Origin of the sequence: Candidatus Nitrospira allomarina (genome assembly GCF_032050975.1) — a bacterium.
In the GTDB taxonomy this organism is placed as follows: domain Bacteria; phylum Nitrospirota; class Nitrospiria; order Nitrospirales; family UBA8639; genus Nitrospira_E; species Nitrospira_E allomarina.
This window is the reverse complement of sequence record NZ_CP116967.1, coordinates 1,583,978-1,603,947: the sequence shown is the minus strand read 5'-3', so window position 1 is coordinate 1,603,947 and position 19,970 is coordinate 1,583,978. Positions and strand designations below refer to the sequence as shown.

Annotated in this window: 22 protein-coding genes; all 22 read right to left on the bottom strand. The window is 46.5% G+C overall.

The features are described from left to right. Positions 1-25 precede the first annotated feature (25 nt). Positions 26-433 (bottom strand): 30S ribosomal protein S8, encoded by a 408-nt coding sequence (gene rpsH, locus PP769_RS07070; RefSeq protein WP_376753400.1) that lies wholly within the window; start codon positions 431-433, stop codon positions 26-28. 60 nt (positions 434-493) lie between these two features. Next, the gene (locus PP769_RS07065) at positions 494-679 is read right to left on the bottom strand and encodes a type Z 30S ribosomal protein S14 (RefSeq protein WP_312646269.1); all 186 of its coding nucleotides are present in this window, start codon (positions 677-679) and stop codon (positions 494-496) included. 18 nt (positions 680-697) lie between these two features. After that, positions 698-1,324 (bottom strand): 50S ribosomal protein L5, encoded by a 627-nt coding sequence (gene rplE, locus PP769_RS07060; protein WP_376753399.1) that lies wholly within the window; start codon positions 1,322-1,324, stop codon positions 698-700. Next, on the bottom strand, positions 1,324-1,656 hold the full coding sequence (gene rplX, locus PP769_RS07055; protein ID WP_312646267.1) for a 50S ribosomal protein L24: 333 nt from the start codon (positions 1,654-1,656) through the stop codon (positions 1,324-1,326). Before rplX ends, rplE begins: the two co-directional genes overlap by 1 nt. Positions 1,657-1,667: 11 nt before the next feature. Next, complete coding sequence (gene rplN, locus PP769_RS07050) at positions 1,668-2,036, bottom strand: 50S ribosomal protein L14 (RefSeq protein WP_312646266.1); 369 nt, start codon at positions 2,034-2,036, stop codon at positions 1,668-1,670. A 58-nt stretch (positions 2,037-2,094) separates the two neighbouring features. After that, a complete protein-coding gene (gene rpsQ, locus PP769_RS07045; protein ID WP_312646265.1) occupies positions 2,095-2,361 on the bottom strand; it encodes a 30S ribosomal protein S17 in 267 nt (88 codons plus the stop codon). Between the two features lie 33 nt (positions 2,362-2,394). Then, complete coding sequence (rpmC, locus tag PP769_RS07040; RefSeq protein ID WP_312646264.1) at positions 2,395-2,583, bottom strand: 50S ribosomal protein L29; 189 nt, start codon at positions 2,581-2,583, stop codon at positions 2,395-2,397. Between the two features lie 9 nt (positions 2,584-2,592). Beyond that, positions 2,593-3,015 carry a 50S ribosomal protein L16 gene (gene rplP, locus PP769_RS07035; protein WP_312646263.1) on the bottom strand — a complete coding sequence of 141 codons (423 nt, stop codon included), beginning with the start codon at positions 3,013-3,015 and terminating at the stop codon, positions 2,593-2,595. A gap of 38 nt (positions 3,016-3,053) precedes the next feature. Beyond that, entirely contained in the window at positions 3,054-3,719 is a 666-nt protein-coding gene (rpsC, locus tag PP769_RS07030; protein ID WP_312646262.1) for a 30S ribosomal protein S3, read from the bottom strand. Positions 3,720-3,766: 47 nt separating this feature from the next. Continuing rightward, positions 3,767-4,105, bottom strand: coding sequence for a 50S ribosomal protein L22 (gene rplV, locus PP769_RS07025; RefSeq protein ID WP_312646261.1), 339 nt, complete (start codon positions 4,103-4,105; stop codon positions 3,767-3,769). A gap of 51 nt (positions 4,106-4,156) precedes the next feature. Beyond that, positions 4,157-4,444, bottom strand: a complete 288-nt coding sequence (rpsS, locus tag PP769_RS07020) for a 30S ribosomal protein S19 (protein ID WP_312646260.1) — start codon at positions 4,442-4,444, stop codon at positions 4,157-4,159. A gap of 15 nt (positions 4,445-4,459) precedes the next feature. Beyond that, the gene (gene rplB, locus PP769_RS07015; protein WP_312646259.1) at positions 4,460-5,299 is read right to left on the bottom strand and encodes a 50S ribosomal protein L2; all 840 of its coding nucleotides are present in this window, start codon (positions 5,297-5,299) and stop codon (positions 4,460-4,462) included. A 44-nt stretch (positions 5,300-5,343) separates the two neighbouring features. Further along, positions 5,344-5,631: a 50S ribosomal protein L23 gene (locus PP769_RS07010; protein ID WP_312646258.1), complete on the bottom strand. Its 288-nt coding sequence runs from the start codon at positions 5,629-5,631 to the stop codon at positions 5,344-5,346. Between the two features lies 1 nt (position 5,632). Next, complete coding sequence (gene rplD, locus PP769_RS07005; RefSeq protein WP_312646257.1) at positions 5,633-6,262, bottom strand: 50S ribosomal protein L4; 630 nt, start codon at positions 6,260-6,262, stop codon at positions 5,633-5,635. Beyond that, positions 6,262-6,879 carry a 50S ribosomal protein L3 gene (gene rplC / locus PP769_RS07000; protein WP_312646255.1) on the bottom strand — a complete coding sequence of 206 codons (618 nt, stop codon included), beginning with the start codon at positions 6,877-6,879 and terminating at the stop codon, positions 6,262-6,264. The genes rplD and rplC overlap by 1 nt, the downstream gene beginning before the upstream one ends. Positions 6,880-6,937: 58 nt before the next feature. Next, positions 6,938-7,249, bottom strand: coding sequence for a 30S ribosomal protein S10 (gene rpsJ, locus PP769_RS06995; RefSeq protein ID WP_312646254.1), 312 nt, complete (start codon positions 7,247-7,249; stop codon positions 6,938-6,940). A 33-nt stretch (positions 7,250-7,282) separates the two neighbouring features. Continuing rightward, positions 7,283-8,488, bottom strand: coding sequence for an elongation factor Tu (gene tuf, locus PP769_RS06990; protein ID WP_312646243.1), 1,206 nt, complete (start codon positions 8,486-8,488; stop codon positions 7,283-7,285). A gap of 58 nt (positions 8,489-8,546) precedes the next feature. After that, positions 8,547-10,628: an elongation factor G gene (gene fusA / locus PP769_RS06985; RefSeq protein ID WP_312646253.1), complete on the bottom strand. Its 2,082-nt coding sequence runs from the start codon at positions 10,626-10,628 to the stop codon at positions 8,547-8,549. A gap of 113 nt (positions 10,629-10,741) precedes the next feature. After that, a complete protein-coding gene (gene rpsG / locus PP769_RS06980; RefSeq protein WP_312646252.1) occupies positions 10,742-11,212 on the bottom strand; it encodes a 30S ribosomal protein S7 in 471 nt (156 codons plus the stop codon). 63 nt (positions 11,213-11,275) lie between these two features. Then, the gene (rpsL, locus tag PP769_RS06975; protein WP_312646250.1) at positions 11,276-11,647 is read right to left on the bottom strand and encodes a 30S ribosomal protein S12; all 372 of its coding nucleotides are present in this window, start codon (positions 11,645-11,647) and stop codon (positions 11,276-11,278) included. A 131-nt stretch (positions 11,648-11,778) separates the two neighbouring features. Then, complete coding sequence (gene rpoC / locus PP769_RS06970; protein WP_376753398.1) at positions 11,779-15,936, bottom strand: DNA-directed RNA polymerase subunit beta'; 4,158 nt, start codon at positions 15,934-15,936, stop codon at positions 11,779-11,781. 53 nt (positions 15,937-15,989) lie between these two features. Then, positions 15,990-19,955: a DNA-directed RNA polymerase subunit beta gene (gene rpoB / locus PP769_RS06965; RefSeq protein WP_312646249.1), complete on the bottom strand. Its 3,966-nt coding sequence runs from the start codon at positions 19,953-19,955 to the stop codon at positions 15,990-15,992. Positions 19,956-19,970 lie beyond the last annotated feature (15 nt).

Here is a 19,970-nt window from a genome sequence, read left to right as displayed (position 1 = left end):
ATTCAAGTAAAAAAGGTATCCAAAATCACCACACATGGCATAAAACTTCACCGCCAACCTGGGAACTCCTACATTGCTCATCGGTTAATAATCCACGATCAGTGGTCAGAATTGCCATTCCCAATCCCCGCATCACTCGTGGAAGATCTTCCTTTCCGGCATACACTCTACACCCCGGTTTACTGATCCGTTTTATCCCAGTTATGAATGATTTTTTTTGGCGACCGGGAGCATATCGAAGCGAAACTTCAATAACTGGGTGCCCATTGGCACCCGTAGCCGCTTTGTAGTCACGAATAAATCCCTCTTCCTTAAAAATTCGCAGGATATCTTTTTTAACCCGTGAAGATGGGATTTTAACCAAATCGTGGCCACGGCGTCCCGCATTTTGAATTCGCACGAATAAATCTGCGAGAGGATCAGTCATCGACATGCTAAAAACCTCGTATTGAATTATTTGCCAATTACTACCTAAAACTGTTTAACAAGTACGCTACCAACTGGATTTGGTTACGCCTGGGATATCACCACGCAAACTCAGGAAACGAAAACATATTCGACACATTAGGAAGCGACGCAAAAATCCTCTCACACGCCCACAAAGCGGACAACGATTATAGTGTCGGCATGTGAATTTTGGCTTTCGCTTAGCCTTATTTTTTAGTGCTAACCTTGACACGTTCGCTCCTTTCCCTCCTTAGGGTTTCCGAAAAGGCATTCCCAAGTGGGCCAATAAAGATTTGGCTTCGTCATTCCGTTGAGCGGTAGTAACAAACGTAATATCCATTCCATGGATTGATGCAACATCATCATATTTAATTTCAGGAAACGCCAGCTGCTCTTTTAAGCCGAGCGTATAGTTCCCTCGTCCATCGAAAGCTTTTGGGGAAATACCACGGAAATCACGAATTCTAGGTAAGGCTACCGACACCAACCGGTCAAAAAACTCATGCATCCTTGCGCCCCGTAAGGTGACCTTCGCCCCGATCGGGATTCCTTCACGCAACTTAAATCCAGCGATGGCTTTTTTTGACCGAGTCAATACAGGCTTTTGTCCCGTTATTTGTTCGAGTTCAGCCGCGGCACTTTCCAATAATTTTACGTTTTGAACGGCTTCCCCCATACCAATATTTAAGACAATCCTCTCCACTCGAGGTACCTGCATTGGGTTTTTATACCCAAATTCCTTCATCATGGCAGGAATAACCTTTTCATGGTACATCGCCTTAATCCGTGGAATATAATCCTTCGGTTTAACCGCGGAGGAGCCGACCGCCTTCTCTTTTGCTTTGACTGCTTGTTTGGTTACAGATTTTGATTTCATCAGCTTTTATCCAAAACTTCAGTTGGAGCTTTTTGATAAACACGGACTTTCCGTCCATCATCAAAAGTTTTCATTTTAATTCTTGAAGGTTTCTTAACAGATTCACAAAATGCCATAACATTGGAAATCGCCATAAAACCCTCACGCTCAAGGATTCCCCCCTGCTTATTTTTGGCGTTTGGCTTTGTATGCCGCTTTATTATATTAAGCTTTTCAACTGTGACCCTGGCATCTTTTGTTTGAACCTGGAGAACTTTCCCCGTCTTACCACGCTCCTTGCCAGCGATAACCATAACCATATCGCCTTTTTTTATCCTAAATTTTTCAGCCATAATAACTCACCCTAAATGACTTCTGGAGCCAGAGATATAATTTTCATATACTTTTTCTTTCTCAATTCTCTTGCAACGGGTCCAAAAATACGAGTCCCAACCGGATCACCCTGAGCATTAACTAATACACAAGCATTCCGGTCAAATTTAATATGAGAACCATCTTCTCTTCGACGGCCTTTCTTAGTTCGAACAATGACGGCCTTCATGACGTCACCTTTTTTTACCGATGCCTTTGGGATTGCCTCTTTGACGGCCACTACAATGATGTCCCCTAAAGATCCGTACCGGCGCTTCGTTCCACCCAGCACATGAAAACACATCACATTTTTTGCGCCTGAATTATCGGCCACATCAAGATAAGTATAATTTTGTATCATGTAGGTATCTCTATTACTTAATAACCGAAGAAATATTTAAAACACCTAATCCAGAATTCTAGGAAGCCACTCGTTTATTTAAAACCTCAGAGACTCGCCAGTGCTTGGTTTTGCTTAAAGGTCGCGCATAAACAATATGAACCTGATCTCCGATCTGACATTGATCCACTTCATCATGAGCCTTTAACTTTGTCTTTCTTCTCAAAACTTTCCCATACAAAGAATGACGCTCAATGCGAATAACTTCAACCACAACGGTTTTTTGCATTTTATTACTAACTACTTTTCCCGTAAGTGATCGGGGCAAAGCCCTGTTCTGTGTCATAATTAAATAACTTTCTTTCAAAGTCTTGGTTGACTAATTAGCCTTTTGGCGGAGAACAGTTTTAACCCTGGCTATATCTTTTCTTGTCTCACGTATTCGCATTGGATTTTCCATGCGTCCTAATGCCAATTGACTCCTAAAATGAAACAATTCCTGCTTCAATTTATTTATTTTTTCAAACAATTCACTTTTTTCTAAATTTTTTATTTCGTCCATTTCCATATCCAATACTTACAAAACCGGTATTTCTCCACGAACAACAAATTTTGTGGCCACCGGTAATTTATGCCCTGCCAAACGCAATGCCTCTTCTGCAATGGTTTGCGTAACATCATCCATTTCAAACAAAATCCTTCCTGACTTTACGGGTGCAACCCAATATTCAGGGTTTCCTTTTCCTTTTCCCATTCGGACTTCCGCAGGTTTCTTGGTAATAGGCTTATCAGGGAAAATTCTGGTCCAAATCCTACCACCCCTCTTGACATGTCTGGTCATTGCGATACGAGCAGCTTCGATTTGCCTGGCCGTAATTCTTCCTGGCTCCATGGCTTTAAGACCGAATACTCCGTAGGCTATTTCCCCACCCCGGTAGGCCTTTCCACGCATCCGGCCCTTTTGAACCTTTCTGAATTTAACTCTTTTCGGAGCTAACATCTTTCAAATACTCCAATCGCTTAGATCAATAGCATCTTTTATAAAAAACCTAATGAAGGCTCCGACTTTTCCAAAGAAGGAATTTGAGCATCACCTTTAAAAATCCAAGCCTTAACCCCAATCTGCCCCATGGCAGTTTTGGCCTCGGCAAATCCATATTCAACATCCGCCCTAAGAGTATGAAGGGGAACTCGACCCTCTCGATACCACTCAGTTCTGGCAATTTCATGTCCTCCCAGCCGACCAGCGCAATACACCTTAATCCCCAAAGCTCCAAGTCTCAGAGCAGAAGCAACGCTTCGCTTCAATGCACGACGGAATGAGACACGCTTTTCCAATTGGGTGGCAATATTTTCTGCAACCAGCTGAGCATCCAACTCCGGCTTCTTAATTTCTTTCACCGTTACAAAAACTTCATTGCCATACTCTTTTTCAAGCGTGGCTTTCAATTTATCAACTTCAGCGCCCTTCCTCCCTATGATAATTCCGGGACGAGCAGTATGAATGATCAATTTAAGTTGGTTACCAGATCGCTCTATTTCCACGCTGGATATGCCAGCATGATATAAGCGTTTTTTAACCACGTCCCTTATGGACAAATCTTGGTGAAGCAACTTCGCAAAGTCCTTTTTTGCATACCATCGGGAATGCCATGTTCTGGTATAACCCAATCTGAAACCATACGGGTGCGTCTTTTGACCCATCTATTCTTTCTCCCCCTTCACTCCCAAATTTTGAAAAATAGGCACCACTACCCAGCCGGACTCACAACGATTGTTATATGACTCGTTCTCTTATGAATAGGGTTAGCCCTTCCCATTGATCGAGGGCGAAAGCGCTTATAAATTGGACCTCCATCCACATACGCTCTGGCGATTCTAAGATTTTCAGGGTCACCCAAATCCTTCTGACCGGCGTTAGATACTGCAGAAAAGAGTAATTGCTCAACCACCCTGGCCGCTGACCTTGGGGTATATTTCAATATGGCTAATGCTTCAGCCGCATTCCTCCCCCTAACCATATCAACAATCAACCTTGCCTTACGTGGGGCCAATCTTACATGTCGAAGAATTGCTTTAGCTTCCGCCATATTTTTTCTACCTTGCTCAAATACCTATGACATATTAAAACAGTAAAATTTTTATTTTAACGCAACGGCCTTTTCACTCCTAGCATGACCATGTCCCTTAAAAAATCTCGTTGGAGCGAATTCACCCAATTTATGACCCACCATATTGTCGGTAATAAAAACCGGGATAAATTTCTTTCCGTTATGGACAGCGAAAGTCAAACCGATCATATCTGGAATAATTGTCGACCGTCTGGACCAAGTTTTTATTACCTTGGACTCTCTTCCCTCCCTGGCCTTTTCAACTTTTTTGGCAATATGGTCATCGACAAATGGACCTTTATGGACTGACCTTGGCATCGGTTCCCCCTTAAATTAACGGGACTTTTTCTTTCTACCTGCAATGATAAAACGCGAGCTTTGGTTTCGCGGCTTTCTTGTTTTAAACCCCTTTGTCGGCTGACCCCATGGTGAAACAGGATGCGGATTACCTTGGCCGGACTTTCCCTCACCACCGCCATGGGGATGGTCAACCGGATTCATCACGACTCCCCGTTGATGCGGTTTACGCCCTAACCATCGAGACCTACCAGCTTTCCCAATAGTAACGTTATTATGGTCAGCATTCCCGACCTGACCGATCGTGGCCATACACGTTCCGAGTATTTTTCTCATTTCACCAGACGTTAACCGAATCTGAACATAACCCTCATCCCGGCCCATCACCTGAGCTGAAGCCCCTGCACTCCGAACTAATTGGGCACCCTTACCAGGCTTTAACTCTACATTGTGCACCACTATACCAAGAGGCATTTCCATAAGGGGCAAAGCATTTCCCACTCTCACGTCTACCCCGGTACCAGCCTGAACTGAATCCCCGACCTTCAAACCCAAAGGTGCCAAGATATAACGTTTTTCCCCATCCACATAATGCAAAAGTGCAATTCTAGCCGATCGATTGGGGTCGTATTCAATTCCGGCAACTTTGCCTACAATGTTTAATTTATCTCGCTTAAAATCAATCTTTCTATAGAGGCGCTTATGCCCACCACCCTTAAATCTGGAAGTAATTCTTCCAGAGTTATTCCTCCCACCAGACTTTGATTTAAAGCTGGTAAGGGCCTTTTCCGGTCTTTTACGTGATAACCCCTCACCGGTGACGGCTGACATTCCCCTTCGGCCAGGTGATGTTGGATTAAACTCTTTTATTGGCATAAACTAACTTTCTTTATTTCATGAATTGACAACAAATTAATTCACTAGGCACTTTCATATAATTCAATTTTTTCGCCCTCTTTTAAGGTAACGAATGCCTTTCTCCAATCCGATCTCTTTCCGGTAAAACGACCTTGCCGCTTTTTTTTGCCCCTAACATTCATCACATTCACCGAAGCTACCTTAACGCTAAACACCTTCTCCACGGCTCTACGGATATCAATCCGAGTCGCCTGACGATGCACGGAGAACGCAATACCATTCTTTGTCTCGCGTATTGCGGTAATCTTTTCTGTTAACAAAGGACGAATTAAAACATCATGTGGATTCACGTTACACCCAAATTTCCTGAATTCGTTGCAGCTCTGCCTTGGTTACAACCAACTTTTCACACCAAAGCACGTCATATACATTAAGGTCCTTACCATGAAGAATTTTTAGATTCTTAACATTTTTTCCAATGCGAATAATATCAGCCAATCCCTCCTGAATGACTAAAAGAACTTTCCCACTCGCCCCGACATTGGATAAGTATTTAACCAATTCACGAGTTTTCAATTCAGGAAGTACCAAGTCGCCTAATACCACAAGTCCATCTCCAGCCTTGGCTGCCAAAGCTCCTCTTAAGGCCGCCCTATACATTTTCTTTGGCAAGGTGGAGGAATACGATCTAGGCTTCGGCCCGAAAACCGTACCGCCTCCCCTCCAAATCGGAGAACGACTTGATCCTGATCTTGCCCGACCCGTATGCTTTTGTTTCCATGGCTTTTTACCCCCTCCCCTTACCTCCCCACGACCAAGCGTAGACGCTGTACCCTGCCGGGCACTTGACCGCTGCATAACAACCGCGCGGTGGACCAATGAGGGATTAACCGACGAACTAAAAACACCATCCGTCAAATCAACTTTATCGACAGGCCGAGAGTCTGGGCCAATTACCGGAAAAGCATCGATAGATTGCATCAGCTGACCTTCCTTACAATGACCACCCCTCCAACCGGACCAGGGACAGAACCTGTAACTAAGAGTAAGTTTTCCTCGGCCTTTATTCCAAAAACCGTTAACCCTCTTACAGTGATTTGCTTGTTTCCCATGTGACCGGGGAGTTTTTTATTCTTTAACACCCTTGAAGGAAAAGAGCTCGACCCTATTGAACCAGGGGCTCGATGAAACATCGAACCATGGGATGCTGGGCCACCGGCATAATTATGCCGCTTCATAACCCCCTGAAATCCTTTTCCCTTAGAAACTCCCTGAACATGAATTGACTCACCTTCAGAAAATAAATTTACGTCAACCTGGGAACCCACCTGCACTTCACCGTCGGATCCAAACTCTCTCAAATGACCCCAAACTTTATTTCCTGCTTTTTTTAAATGACCTAACTGAGGCTTGGTCTGTTTTCGTTCCGGCACTTCACCGAACCCAATCTGCACGGCATCATAACCATCGGAACCCTTTTTCTTGACCTGCACAATTCCGCAGGGGCCAGCTTCAATAACCGTCACAGGAATAAGGCGTCTTTCCTTATCAAAAACCTGGATCATTCCTAATTTTTTACCTATCAACCCTTTAACCATAATTCAATAATTACCTAAATTAAGTTGACTGTAACTAAGGGAAGCCTTGACCACAAACCTATAGCTTAATTTCTACATCCACACCGGCCGCCAGATTAAGTTTCATCAAAGCGTCCATAGTCTCGGGAGTTGGCTCCATAATATCCAGCAATCGCTTATGAGTACGAATCTCAAACTGCTCCCGTGACTTTTTATCAACGTGAGTCGATCTCTGGACCGTCCACTTCTCAATTCTCGTAGGCAGAGGCACAGGACCAGCAATGCGTGCACCACTCCGACGAACGGTATCCACAATCTCACGAAGAGATTGATCTAATACCCTATAATCAAACCCTTTTAGTCGAATTCGTATTCTGCGGTCTCGATCCACAAAAACCTACCCTTTCCACTTCACCAGTATTTCTTACGCGACGATTTCCGTGACCACCCCGGCTCCGACCGTTCGGCCCCCTTCTCGCACTGCAAATCGCACCCCTTGCTCCATCGCAATCGGGGAGATCAGTTCTCCCTCAAACGACACATTATCCCCCGGCATCACCATCTCGACTCCCGGGTTTAATTGCACCACTCCCGTGACATCTGTCGTCCGGAAGTAAAACTGCGGACGATAGCCATTAAAAAACGGCGTATGCCGTCCGCCCTCTTCCTTCGTCAAAATATACACTTCCGCCTTGAATTTCGTATGCGGCGTAATACTCTTCGGCTTGGCCAACACCATGCCGCGCTCCACATCCTCTTTCTTCGTGCCCCGCAACAGCGCCCCAATATTGTCACCCGCCTGCCCCTCATCCAACACCTTCCGGAACATTTCCACGCCCGTGACAATCGTCGTCTGCGTCGGCTTCAGCCCCACAATCTCAATTTCATCCCCCACCTTCACCACGCCGCGCTCCACCCGGCCCGTCACCACCGTCCCCCGCCCGCTGATGGTAAAGACATCTTCAATCGGCATCAGAAACGGCTTCTCAATGGCTCGCTGCGGAGTCGGGATGTAACTATCGATCGCCTCCAATAAGCGCATAATCGACGGCACCCCCACCTCACTCTGATCCCCTTCAATCGCCTTGATCGCGGACCCGATGACCACCGGCACATCATCGCCCGGAAAGCCATACTTTGTGAGCAACTCCCGCACTTCCAATTCCACCAACTCCAGCAATTCCTTGTCTTCCACTTTATCCGCTTTATTCAAAAAGACCACGATAAACGGGACCCCCACCTGCCGCGCTAACAAAATATGTTCCCGCGTTTGCGGCATCGGCCCATCGGCCGCACTGACCACCAAAATCGCGCCATCCATTTGCGCCGCCCCGGTAATCATGTTCTTCACATAATCCGCATGCCCCGGGCAGTCGACGTGCGCATAATGCCGATTGTCCGTCTCATATTCCACATGGGAGATGGCAATGGTCAGAATTTTGGTCGGATCCCGCCGCCCCTGACTCTCACTCGCCTTGGCCACTTCATCATACGGGACAAACTTGGCCTTGCCCGTATCGCCCATCACTTTCGTCAAGGCCGACGTCAGGGTCGTCTTCCCATGGTCAACGTGCCCGATCGTCCCCACATTGACATGCGGCTTCTTCCGCTCAAATTTCGCCTTCGCCATGCCCTACCTCCTCTTAAATTCCTTGCCTTACCGAATTGAAAAATATACCAGAGGAAAACTATTCCCCTTGATTCTTTTTTATAATTTGCTGAGCCATGAGCTTCGGCACCACCTCATAGGACTCAAATTCCATACTATAAGTTGCACGCCCCTGGGTCTTGGATCTTAAATCCGTGGAATACCCAAACATTTCACTCAATGGGACCGCAGCATCAACAATTTGAGAAGTTCCCCTTGCACGCATTCCGTGGATTTTCCCGCGCCGACTATTTAAATCACCTATCACATCACCCATAAAATCCTGAGGAACAAGGACTTCAACCTTCATTACGGGCTCCAACAAAACCAAATCCGCTTTTTGACAGGCACTTACTAATGCCATTGACCCAGCAATCTTAAAGGCCATCTCACTCGAATCCACTTCATGAAAAGAACCATCAAACAAAGTGACACGCAGGTCGCGCAATGGGTACCCGGCAAGGATCCCACTCTCCATTCGCTCTCGGACTCCCTTTTCCACTGGAGCAATATATTCCCTGGGTACCGTTCCACCAACAATTTTATTTACGAACTCCAAACCGACGCCAGACTCTGCCGGCTCCACCCTCAGCCACACATGGCCGTACTGACCACGACCACCTGTCTGCTTCACATACTTCCCCTCAGCTTCCGCTTTTCCCTTGATGGTTTCCCGATAAGCTACCTGAGGCTTCCCGACATTTGCCTGAACTTTAAATTCACGAAGAAGACGATCAACAATGATCTCAAGATGCAATTCCCCCATACCAGAAATGATCGTTTGCCCCGTCTCATCATCTGATTTCACCTGAAAGGAAGGATCCTCCTGAGCAAGCTTTTCCAAGGAATACCCCAACTTATCCATGTCTTGCTTGGTCTTTGGCTCAACAGCCAAAGAAATAACGGGCTCAGGAAATTTTATTACTTCCAACAAAATTTGATGTTTCTCATCACATAGAGTGTCACCAGTTCGAGTATCTTTGAGACCTACGGCTGCCGCAATATCACCAGCAGAAACCTCATCAATCTCTTCTCGTTTATTGGCATGCATTTTCAATAGACGCCCTATTCGCTCTTTTTTCCCCTTTGCGACGTTATACACGTAGGATCCGGCGGATAATTTCCCCGAATACACCCTAAAATACGTCAATTGACCTGAAAAAGGATCAGACATTATCTTGAAAGCCAAAGCAGCAAATGGCTCGCTATCTTCAGGCTTTCTGGTTATCTCCCCTTCGGAATGAGGATCAACACCAACAACGGGAGGAAGGTCTACAGGAGAAGGGAGATAATCAACCACACCATCAAGCAACGGCTGAACCCCTTTATTCTTAAATGCCGATCCACAAAAAACTGGATTAATCTTTAATCCTATCGTCCCTGCCCGTATTGCCCGCTTTACCTCATCTACAGCCAGAATCTCCCCGGCCAAATAGCGCTCCATCACCACTTCATCGAACTCAACAACTGAATCCAACAATTTCTCGCGATACTCTTTTGCCAACTCTAAATAGTCATCGGGAATTTCCTGGACAGAATAAGCTGCACCAAGAGTTTCATCATCAAAAACCAGCGCTTTCATAAGCAAAAGGTCAATTACCCCTCGCAAACCATCCTCTTTTCCTAATGGCAATTGCACGGGAATCGGCTTGGCCCCAAGCCGGTCAATCAAAGACTGAACGCTTGCAAAAAAATCAGCGCCCACTCGATCCATTTTATTCATAAACACGATTCGTGGAACTTGGTACTTGTCTGCCTGGCGCCATACCGTCTCCGATTGGGGCTCCACTCCCTGAACCGAATCGAATACAGCTATGGCTCCATCAAGCACTCGAAGCGACCGCTCTACCTCAATAGTAAAATCAACATGACCCGGAGTATCGATTATGTTAATCCGATTATCCTTCCAGAAGCAGGTTGTGGCGGCGGAAGTAATCGTGATCCCTCGCTCCCGCTCCTGCTCCATCCAATCCATGGTCGCCGCGCCCTCATGGACCTCACCAATTTTATGCGAAACCCCCGTATAATAAAGGACACGTTCGGTGGTCGTAGTCTTGCCGGCATCAATATGGGCCATAATGCCGATATTCCGAGTCCGACTTAAAATGAAGTCTGTTGACACAAATTCCTCACACAACGATGCCAGCAAGGGCAAAGCTCATTATCGATAAACAGAGAAAAAGCATCTCCATTTAGGGAATGACAAGCTCCCCACGCAGCACCAATATTCCACCCCTACCACCGGTAATGAGCGAAAGCTCTATTGGCTTCAGCCATCCGGTGCGTCTCATCCCTCTTCTTTACCGCAGAACCGTTATTATTAGCAGCATCCATTAATTCCGCCGCCAATTTCTCCCTCATACTCTTACCACTTCGAGCCAACGCACTTTGCTTAATCCACCTCAAGGCCAAAGCCACCTGGCGCACAGGACGAATTTCTACAGGCACCTGGTAAGACGCTCCTCCGACCCTTCTTGACTTCACTTCCACCATTGGCTTGACGTTTCCCAATGCAGCATGGAAGACCTTAAGCGGCTCATCCCCAGTCTTATCCCTGACAATGTCAAATGCCCCGTAACAAACCCGCTCAGCCGTACTCTTTTTTCCGTCCTGTAGAAGAATATTCAAAAACCTGCCAACAACTTGATCCTTATACCTGGCATCCTGAACAACCTTTTGACGAAGAACGAGTGGCCTACGTGGCATTTTTTCCCCTAAAGAATTAACGAATTTTAAATTAAATAAGCGAAGGTAAAAGCGCGGGACCTACTACTTGGGGCGCTTTGCACCATACTTTGATCGCCCCTGCTTCCTGTTAGCAACACCAACGGCATCCAATGCCCCACGAATCATATGATATCTGACACCAGGAAGATCCTTCACCCTACCACCACGCACCAGAACAATTGAATGCTCCTGAAGGTTATGACCCATACCTGGTATGTAAGCAGTTACCTCAAGACCCGTCGTCAATCGAACCCTAGCTACTTTCCTCAATGCCGAGTTTGGCTTCTTAGGAGTCGTAGTATATACACGAAGACAGACCCCCCTTCGCTGAGGACACTGATTTAAAGCCGAACTCTTGCTTTTGGCCTTAATGGCTTTACGGCCGACACGAATTAATTGGTTGACTGTAGGCATATCATTTCCAATTTCAATTTCTTTTTATTAAATTTAAGAATTCGAAAATTAATTGGGGCGAACCGGGTGATCTTATAGATTCATTTCCGTTATGTCAAGATGCCACTTCATCTTAAACATCCCATTTAGCATTATTTTTCACTTGACGAATGAACTTTATTTAAACTTGACTGATCCTCGGAAGTCAGAACTACATCTTCCTCCGTCCGCTTCGGCACAAAAGTTTCGCGATACTCCCCCCAACCTGTTCCAGCCGGAATCAACCTTCCGACTATCACATTCTCTTTTAAGCCACGCAAATCATCCGTTCGTCCATTAATAGCCGCCTCCGTAAGAACTCTGGTTGTTTCCTGGAAGGAGGCCCCGGAAATAAAGCTGTCAGTACTCAGCGAGGCCTTTGTGATTCCCAATAAGACAGGCTTACCTAGCGCCGGCTGCCCGCCCTCGGAAATGACCCTTTCATTCTCATCATCAAACACAGATTTATTGACCTGAGTGCCAGGCAAGAACGCACTATCGCCAGCATCTTCAATTCTCACCTTTTTAAGCATTTGGCGGGTGATGACCTCAATGTGTTTATCGTTAATCACAACTCCCTGAAGGCGGTAAACCTCTTGCACCTCATCAACCAAATACTTTTGCAATTCCCTTGGCCCCAAGACGCTTAAAATATCATGTGGATTAGCGGACCCATCCATTAATGGTTCACCAGCTCTTACCCAATCACCTTCATGAACATTTACGTGTCGGCCACGAGGGATAAAATATTCCTTTACATCACCAATCTTGTTATCCACGACGACCTTTCGTAAGCCTTTCACAAAACCACCAAAAGACACCTCTCCATCAATTTCGGTGACAACCGCATGCTCCTTAGGCTTTCTCGCCTCAAACAATTCAGCTACCCGAGGCAAACCTCCCGTAATATCTTTTGTCTTAGTCGTTTCTCTAGGTATTTTCGCCAGCACATCTCCTGGATATACAGTCGATCCTTTTTCCACAAAAATATGAGCTCCTACTGGCAGGAGGTATCGCGCGGGGGATCCAGAGGAAAGCTTTGCGGTTTTTCCTGACTCGTCCTTAACGGACAACCGCGGACGTAAATTAGTCCCTGCCTGCTCGATGACGACCCGGCGCGATAAACCAGTGACTTCATCAACCTCTTCTTTCATGGTGACTCCTTCGGCAATATCACCGAAAGCCACCTTCCCCCCTACTTCAGTCAAGATGGTGAGTGAATACGGATCCCACTCCACAAACTTCTGTCCTACTTCGACCTTTCCTCCATCCGGGACTTTTATCTTTCCTCCATACACCACCGGATATTTTTCCCGCTCACGGCCCGTCTCATCAATTACCGCAACTTTGCCATTGCGGACCATGACAACCCAATCCCCTTGTCGAGTCTTTACGGCCATGCTGGGATTATAAAAATCCGCATTTTTCTTTGCGTCAAAACTTAAGAATTTAATCGTACCATCATGTTTGGATGCCAGAACCGTTTGTTCCACAACCTTACTGGCCGTGCCTCCAATATGGAACGTTCGCATGGTCAACTGGGTCCCTGGCTCACCGATAGACTGCGCCGCAATAACCCCAACAGGTTCGCCCTTTTCTACAAGGCGGCCGCGCGCTAAATCTCTGCCGTAGCATTTGGCACATACCCCCCATCGAGATTGGCATGTGAGAACGGAACGAATTTTCACGTGGTCTATTCCCGCCTCAACAATTGTCTTGCAAAGCTCTTCCTCCAATTCTTCATGAGCTTTAACAATGACTTCCTGCGTGACAGGATCGAGCACATCCTCTGCTGTTAACCGCCCAAGAATGCGTTCATCCAGGGGTTGAATCACTTCTCCACCCTCTACCAACGCCGAAACGATAATTCCGTCAGTTGTGAAGCAATCAGGCTCACTGATAATCACATCCTGAGCCGCATCTACAAGGCGCCTAGTGAGGTATCCTGAATTTGCCGTCTTGAGTGCTGTATCAGCCAACCCCTTCCGTGCTCCATGAGTCGAAATAAAATACTGTAAAACCGTGAGACCCTCTCGGAAATTGGCGGTAATAGGAGTTTCAATAATTTCTCCTGAAGGCTTGGCCATAAGACCGCGCATTCCTCCCAATTGCCGAATCTGCTGCGAACTTCCCCTCGCCCCTGAATCCGCCATCATAAAGATAGGATTGAGACCTTCTGCTGCGCCGCGCCCGCCTCCCTCTTTAATTTCCTTCATCATTTCAATGGCAACTTCTTCGCCAACATGGGCCCAAATATCGATAACCTTGTTGTACCGCTCCCCATTGGTAATCAAGCCTTCACTGTATTGCTCCTGAACCTGGGAAACATCGCCTTTGGCGCGCTCGATCAATTCCTTTTTGCGAGATGGAATATGCATGTTATCAATACAAATGGAAACGCCGGCTTTGGTGGCATAGGAGAACCCTAAATCCTTCAATTGATCAAGCATGACAACTACTTCATGCAGACCGGCCTGACGATACACACGATCAATCAGTTTCGTCAGCTCCTTTTTCGTCATAAGCTGATTTACATGGGAAAAAGGCATGCTTCCTGGCAAAACCTCTGAAAGAATCACTCGTCCAACCGTCGTATCGATCATATCCCCATCAATGCGTACTTTTATCCTCGCCTGCTCTTCCACTTCCTGCGAATCATAGGCAATTCGAACTTCATCTGTAGACGAAAAGATCTTTCCCTCCCCACGGGCACCGTCACGATCCTTGGTCAACCAATAACATCCTAAGACCATATCCTGAGAAGGAATAGATAGGGGTCGGCCATTGGCCGGTGAAAGAACATTATTGGCCGCCATCATTAATACCCGAGCCTCAATTTGGGCCTCCACTGAAAGCGGAACATGCACAGCCATTTGATCCCCATCAAAGTCAGCATTAAAAGCCGCACAGACTAAAGGATGGAGGCGAATAGCCTTTCCTTCTACCAAAATAGGATCAAAAGCCTGAATGCCAAGACGATGAAGAGTTGGAGCACGATTCAACATAACCGGATGCTCTCGAATCACTTCATCAAGGACATCCCAGACTTCTGGGCGCTCCTTCTCAACCAGTCGCTTAGCGCTTTTGATTGTCGTTGCTGCTCCACGCTCTTCCAGTTTATGAAAGATAAACGGTTTAAATAATTCCAAAGCCATTTTCTTGGGCAATCCACATTGGTTAAGCCGTAATTCTGGACCGACCACAATTACCGACCGCCCGGAGTAATCGACCCGTTTTCCGAGGAGATTCTGCCTAAATCGCCCCTGCTTTCCTTTGAGCATATCGCTCAAGGACTTGAGAGGACGCTTATTGGCGCCACGGATGACCCGTCCACGACGCCCATTATCAAACAACGCGTCGACAGCTTCCTGCAGCATTCGCATTTCATTGCGGATAATGACACCGGGAGCCTTCAATTCCACCAATCGCTTAAGACGATTATTGCGATTAATCACTCGACGGTAGAGATCATTAAGATCCGACGTTGCGAACCGTCCTCCATCCAAAGGCACCAGTGGGCGAAGCTCAGGGGGCAACACCGGAATGGCATCCATAATCATCCATTCTGGATTATTCCCTGATTTATGAAACGCCTCAATGACCTTCAATCGTTTTGTAAGTTTTTTCCCCACCGCAGCGGACGTCGTACTCTTAATCTTGACATGCCGTTCATCCCACAAAGCATTAATATCCACTTTGCGCAGTAATTCACGAATAGCTTCGGCACCAATACCCACTTTAAAAGAATTGGCCCCATACTCCTCGACGCACTCACGATATCTTTCCTCGGTCAAGAGCTCTCTTTCTTTCAAATTCGTATTGCCGGTATCCAAGACCACATACGCCTCAAAATACAGAATCTTCTCTAACTGCTTTAAACTCATATCCAAAAGAATGCCAATCCGGCTGGGCACACCCTTGAGGAACCAGATGTGAGCAACAGGAGCAGCCAATTCGATATGGCCCATTCTCTCGCGTCGAACTTTTGACTGGATGACTTCCACCCCGCACTTATCGCACACAATCCCACGGTGCTTCATCCGCTTGTATTTTCCGCAATTACATTCCCAATCTTTGGTTGGCCCGAATATTTTTGCGCAAAACAGCCCATCCCGTTCAGGCTTAAAGGACCGATAGTTGATTGTCTCTGGCTTTTTTACCTCGCCATAAGACCACGAGCGAATCTTCTCAGGCGAAGCGATACGAATTCGCATGGCATCAAATGAAACGGCATCACGAGGTTTTTCAAAAAGCGAATAGATACTATCCAAGTTCGTTCCTCCGATTATGTTGAATGATGGGACCGGACAACCACGCTAATTCTCTAATCAGCAGATTTGATCAACTCCACATCCAACCCTAAACTTTGCAATTCCTTCACTAAGACATTAAAGGACTCCGGAAGACCCGGTTCCAGAAAGTTCTCACCTTTTACGATTGCTTCATACATTCGAGACCGTCCTGGCACATCATCTGATTTCACGGTCAGAAATTCCTGCAATGTGGAAGCCGCCCCATATGCCTGCAGAGCCCAGACCTCCATCTCTCCTAAACGTTGACCGCCAAATTGAGCCTTTCCTCCAAGCGGTTGCTGCGTTACCAAAGAATATGGTCCGATTGAGCGAGCGTGAATCTTATCGTCCACCAAATGGTGAAGTTTCAGCATATACATGTATCCTACCGTGACCGGACTCTTAAATGGTTCGCCTGTCCGTCCGTCATAGACCACCGATTGTCCTGACTCAGGGAGATTTGCTTTTTTCAATAATTCTTTGATTTCCTTTTCCGAAGCTCCATCGAATACGGGAGTTTCCACCTGAATTCCCAACGCTTTTGCCGCCCAGCCCAGATGCGTCTCAAGAATTTGCCCCACATTCATTCGAGAGGGAACTCCCAACGGGTTCAGGACAATCTGAACGGGCGTCCCATCTGGGAGATATGGCATATCCTCTTCAGCCATGATTCGAGAAACGACACCCTTGTTTCCATGACGGCCGGCCATTTTGTCGCCCACCGCAATTTTTCTTTTAATGGCCAAATACACCTTGACCAGCTTAATTACACCGGGAGGCAATTCATCTCCACGTCGAAGACGACCAACCTTCTCATCGTATTGTGTCTGTAAGATCTCAATTTGGTCTTTCGCTTCCCGTTCAATTTCATCCAGCTTTTTTTGTTCTTCAGCGTCAGCCAGAATCACCCGACGCGCATCATCATCAGATAACTTGCGAAGAACTTCCGCGGTAATACGACCCTTTTTCTTAAGAATCACTTCCCCGCTATCAGGGTCCATTAAATCCCGTCCGACAAATTGCCCAAGCAAGAGCTTCCGGATCTTACGATTCCGTTCTTCTTCGATAATCCGCAGTTCTTCCTGGTAGTCCCGCTCGACTTTAACGCGATCATCCGTCTCGATTGTCCGAGACCGTTCATCTTTATCTACGCCTTTTCTGGAGAAAATTTTGACGTCCACGACAATACCTTCAATGCCTGGAGGAACTTGAAGCGAGGTATCCTTCACATCTCCAGCCTTTTCCCCAAAAATCGCACGCAATAATTTTTCCTCTGGCGTCAGCTGGGTCTCTCCCTTAGGCGTAACTTTTCCCACAAGAATATCGCCGGGCTTGACTTCCGCCCCGATTCGTACGATCCCACTTTCATCCAAATTTCGAAGAGCCTCTTCCCCAAGGTTGGGAATATCGCGAGTGATTTCTTCTTTTCCTAACTTTGTATCACGCGCCTCCACTTCAAACTCTTCGATATGGATAGAAGTAAACACATCTTCCTTAACCATTTTCTCACTTAAAAGAATGGCATCTTCATAGTTGTATCCACCCCACGGCATAAAGGCGACGAGCACATTTTTCCCCAACGCCAATTCTCCGCGATCCATAGCGGGACCATCCGCTAGCACTTGCCCTTGCTTAACCGGTTGTCCAATTCGAACAATAGGAGTTTGGGTAATACACGTATTTTGATTCGTTCGCTGAAATTTGATCAAATCATAAGTGTCCAGGATTCGAGAACCTTTTTTCTTATCATCTTTTTCCTTAAGTCCGGTTCTGACGACAATTCTCCTCGCATCGACCGATTCAACAATTCCATCTCGTTGAGCGATAGCCAAATATCCAGAGTCTCTCGCTACAACAGCTTCCATTCCCGTCCCGACCAAAGGTGACTCACTCTTAATTGTTGGCACTGCTTGGCGTTGCATATTCGAACCCATAAGGGCCCGATTTGCGTCATCATGCTCCAGAAATGGAATTAACGCAGTTGCCACGCTAACCACCTGTTTAGGAGAAACATCCAGATAGTCCACCTTATCGGGAGTAGTCGTCACAAATTCCCCTGCTTCTCTGGCCGTTATCGTTTCCGAGGTGAGCATCCCCTCCTTATTCATGGCTGAATTAGCCTGAGCGATAACAACCTGATCTCCATCCAATGGCGAAAGGAATTCAACGTCGTCTGTGACACGCCCTTTTCTTACTTTCCGAAAAGGAGCCTCTATAAACCCAAACTCATTGATCCGAGCATAGGTAGCTAACGACGTAATCAACCCAATATTCGGTCCTTCCGGCGTTTCAATAGGACATATACGACTATAATGAGAGGGATGAACGTCCCGGACCTCAAAACCTGCACGCTCCCTGGTCAAACCACCTGGCCCTAAGGCAGACAGCCTACGTTTATGGGTGATCTCTGCCAACGGGTTAGTTTGATCCATAAACTGCGAGAGTTGACTTCCAGCGAAAAACTCCTTGATGGCACCAACGATAGGCTTGGCATTGATCAGGTCATGAGGCAACACGGTTTCCATATCGAGCAGATTCATCCGCTCCTTAATGCTTCGCTCCATTCTAGCCAGACCAATACGGATTTGATTTTCCAATAACTCACCAACTGATCGGACACGACGATTGCCTAAATGGTCAATATCATCAACCGCACCTTTTCCGGCCTTAAGATCCACCAAGCATCTTACCACCTCGACAATATCTTGAGCGGATAACGTCCGCTGTTCTAATGACAAATCAAGGTTGAATCGCTTGTTCATCTTCAGCCGACCAACAGGGGAAAGGTCATACCGCTTGGGATTCAGAAAAAGATTTTCGAACAACAATTTTGCTGATTCAATGGATGGCATTTCCCCAGGCCGGAGGCGTTTGTAAATTTCCACCCAGGCCTCTTCCTTTGAATTAGTCCGCTCGGCTTCCAATGTGTCAAGAATCACAGGACTGGTCGTAGGGCTATCCAGGTAAATAATTTTAAATCCTTCAACTCCGCTCTCCAGAATTCGCTCCATCACCGGTGGCGTGAGTCGTTGATTTTTTTCGAGAATGACTTCCTGAGTTCCAGGATCTAAAAGTTCGGTTAACACAGCTCGACCAATCAAATCTTCCTGCTTGATAGGAATTTCTTTAATTCCAGCTGCACGAATACGGCCCATGAGGGTTTTATTGAGCTTGGTACCTTCTTTTACCAAGGGCTCATTAGATCCCTTCTCAAAAAGGTCTGCCGGAGATCGCAATCCTGCATGAATATCGGGATCAAGCTTGCGGAGCAATCCCCCATTCACGACGCGCACTTCCTCAACAGGATAATACATCTTGAGAAGGTCATCAGTGCTAAAACCAAACCCTTTTAATAAAATTGTGGCGGGCATTTTCCTACGGCGATCAATTCGTACATACAAAATATCTTTGGCATCATATTCAAAGTCGAGCCATGACCCTCGGTAAGGGATAATCCGACCTGAAAATAAGACTTTCCCGCTAGAATGAGTCCGGCCCTTGTCATGGCCAAATGAAGGCCCAGGAGATCGATGCAACTGACTGACTGCCACCCGCTCCGTGCCATTTACCATAAAGGTGCCCCGCTCGGTCATTAATGGCAGTTCACCGACATAGACTTCTTGCTCCCTAACATCAAGGACCCTGTTTTTTACACTTTTATCTTGTTGATCGAAAACGACCAATCGCACACGAAGCTTTAAAGGTGCAGCAAAGGTCATTCCCTGCTCTATACATTCCCTCGTGTCATACTTTGGCGTTCCCAGGGAATAGCTGGAAAATTCTAAAATGGCCGAATTGTTATAATCCATAATGGGAAACACACTTTTAAACGCTGCATGCAATCCCTTGTCCTCACGACGATCCGGCAATGTCTCCGCCTGCAAAAATTCCTCATAAGAACGGCGTTGCACCTCAACTAAATCCGGAATTTCTATATGTGAGCGAATTTTTGAAAAGCTATGTCGCTGAACACTGCCCTCAAAGGCTGGTTGTCCCATTCCTGTCTCCTTAAG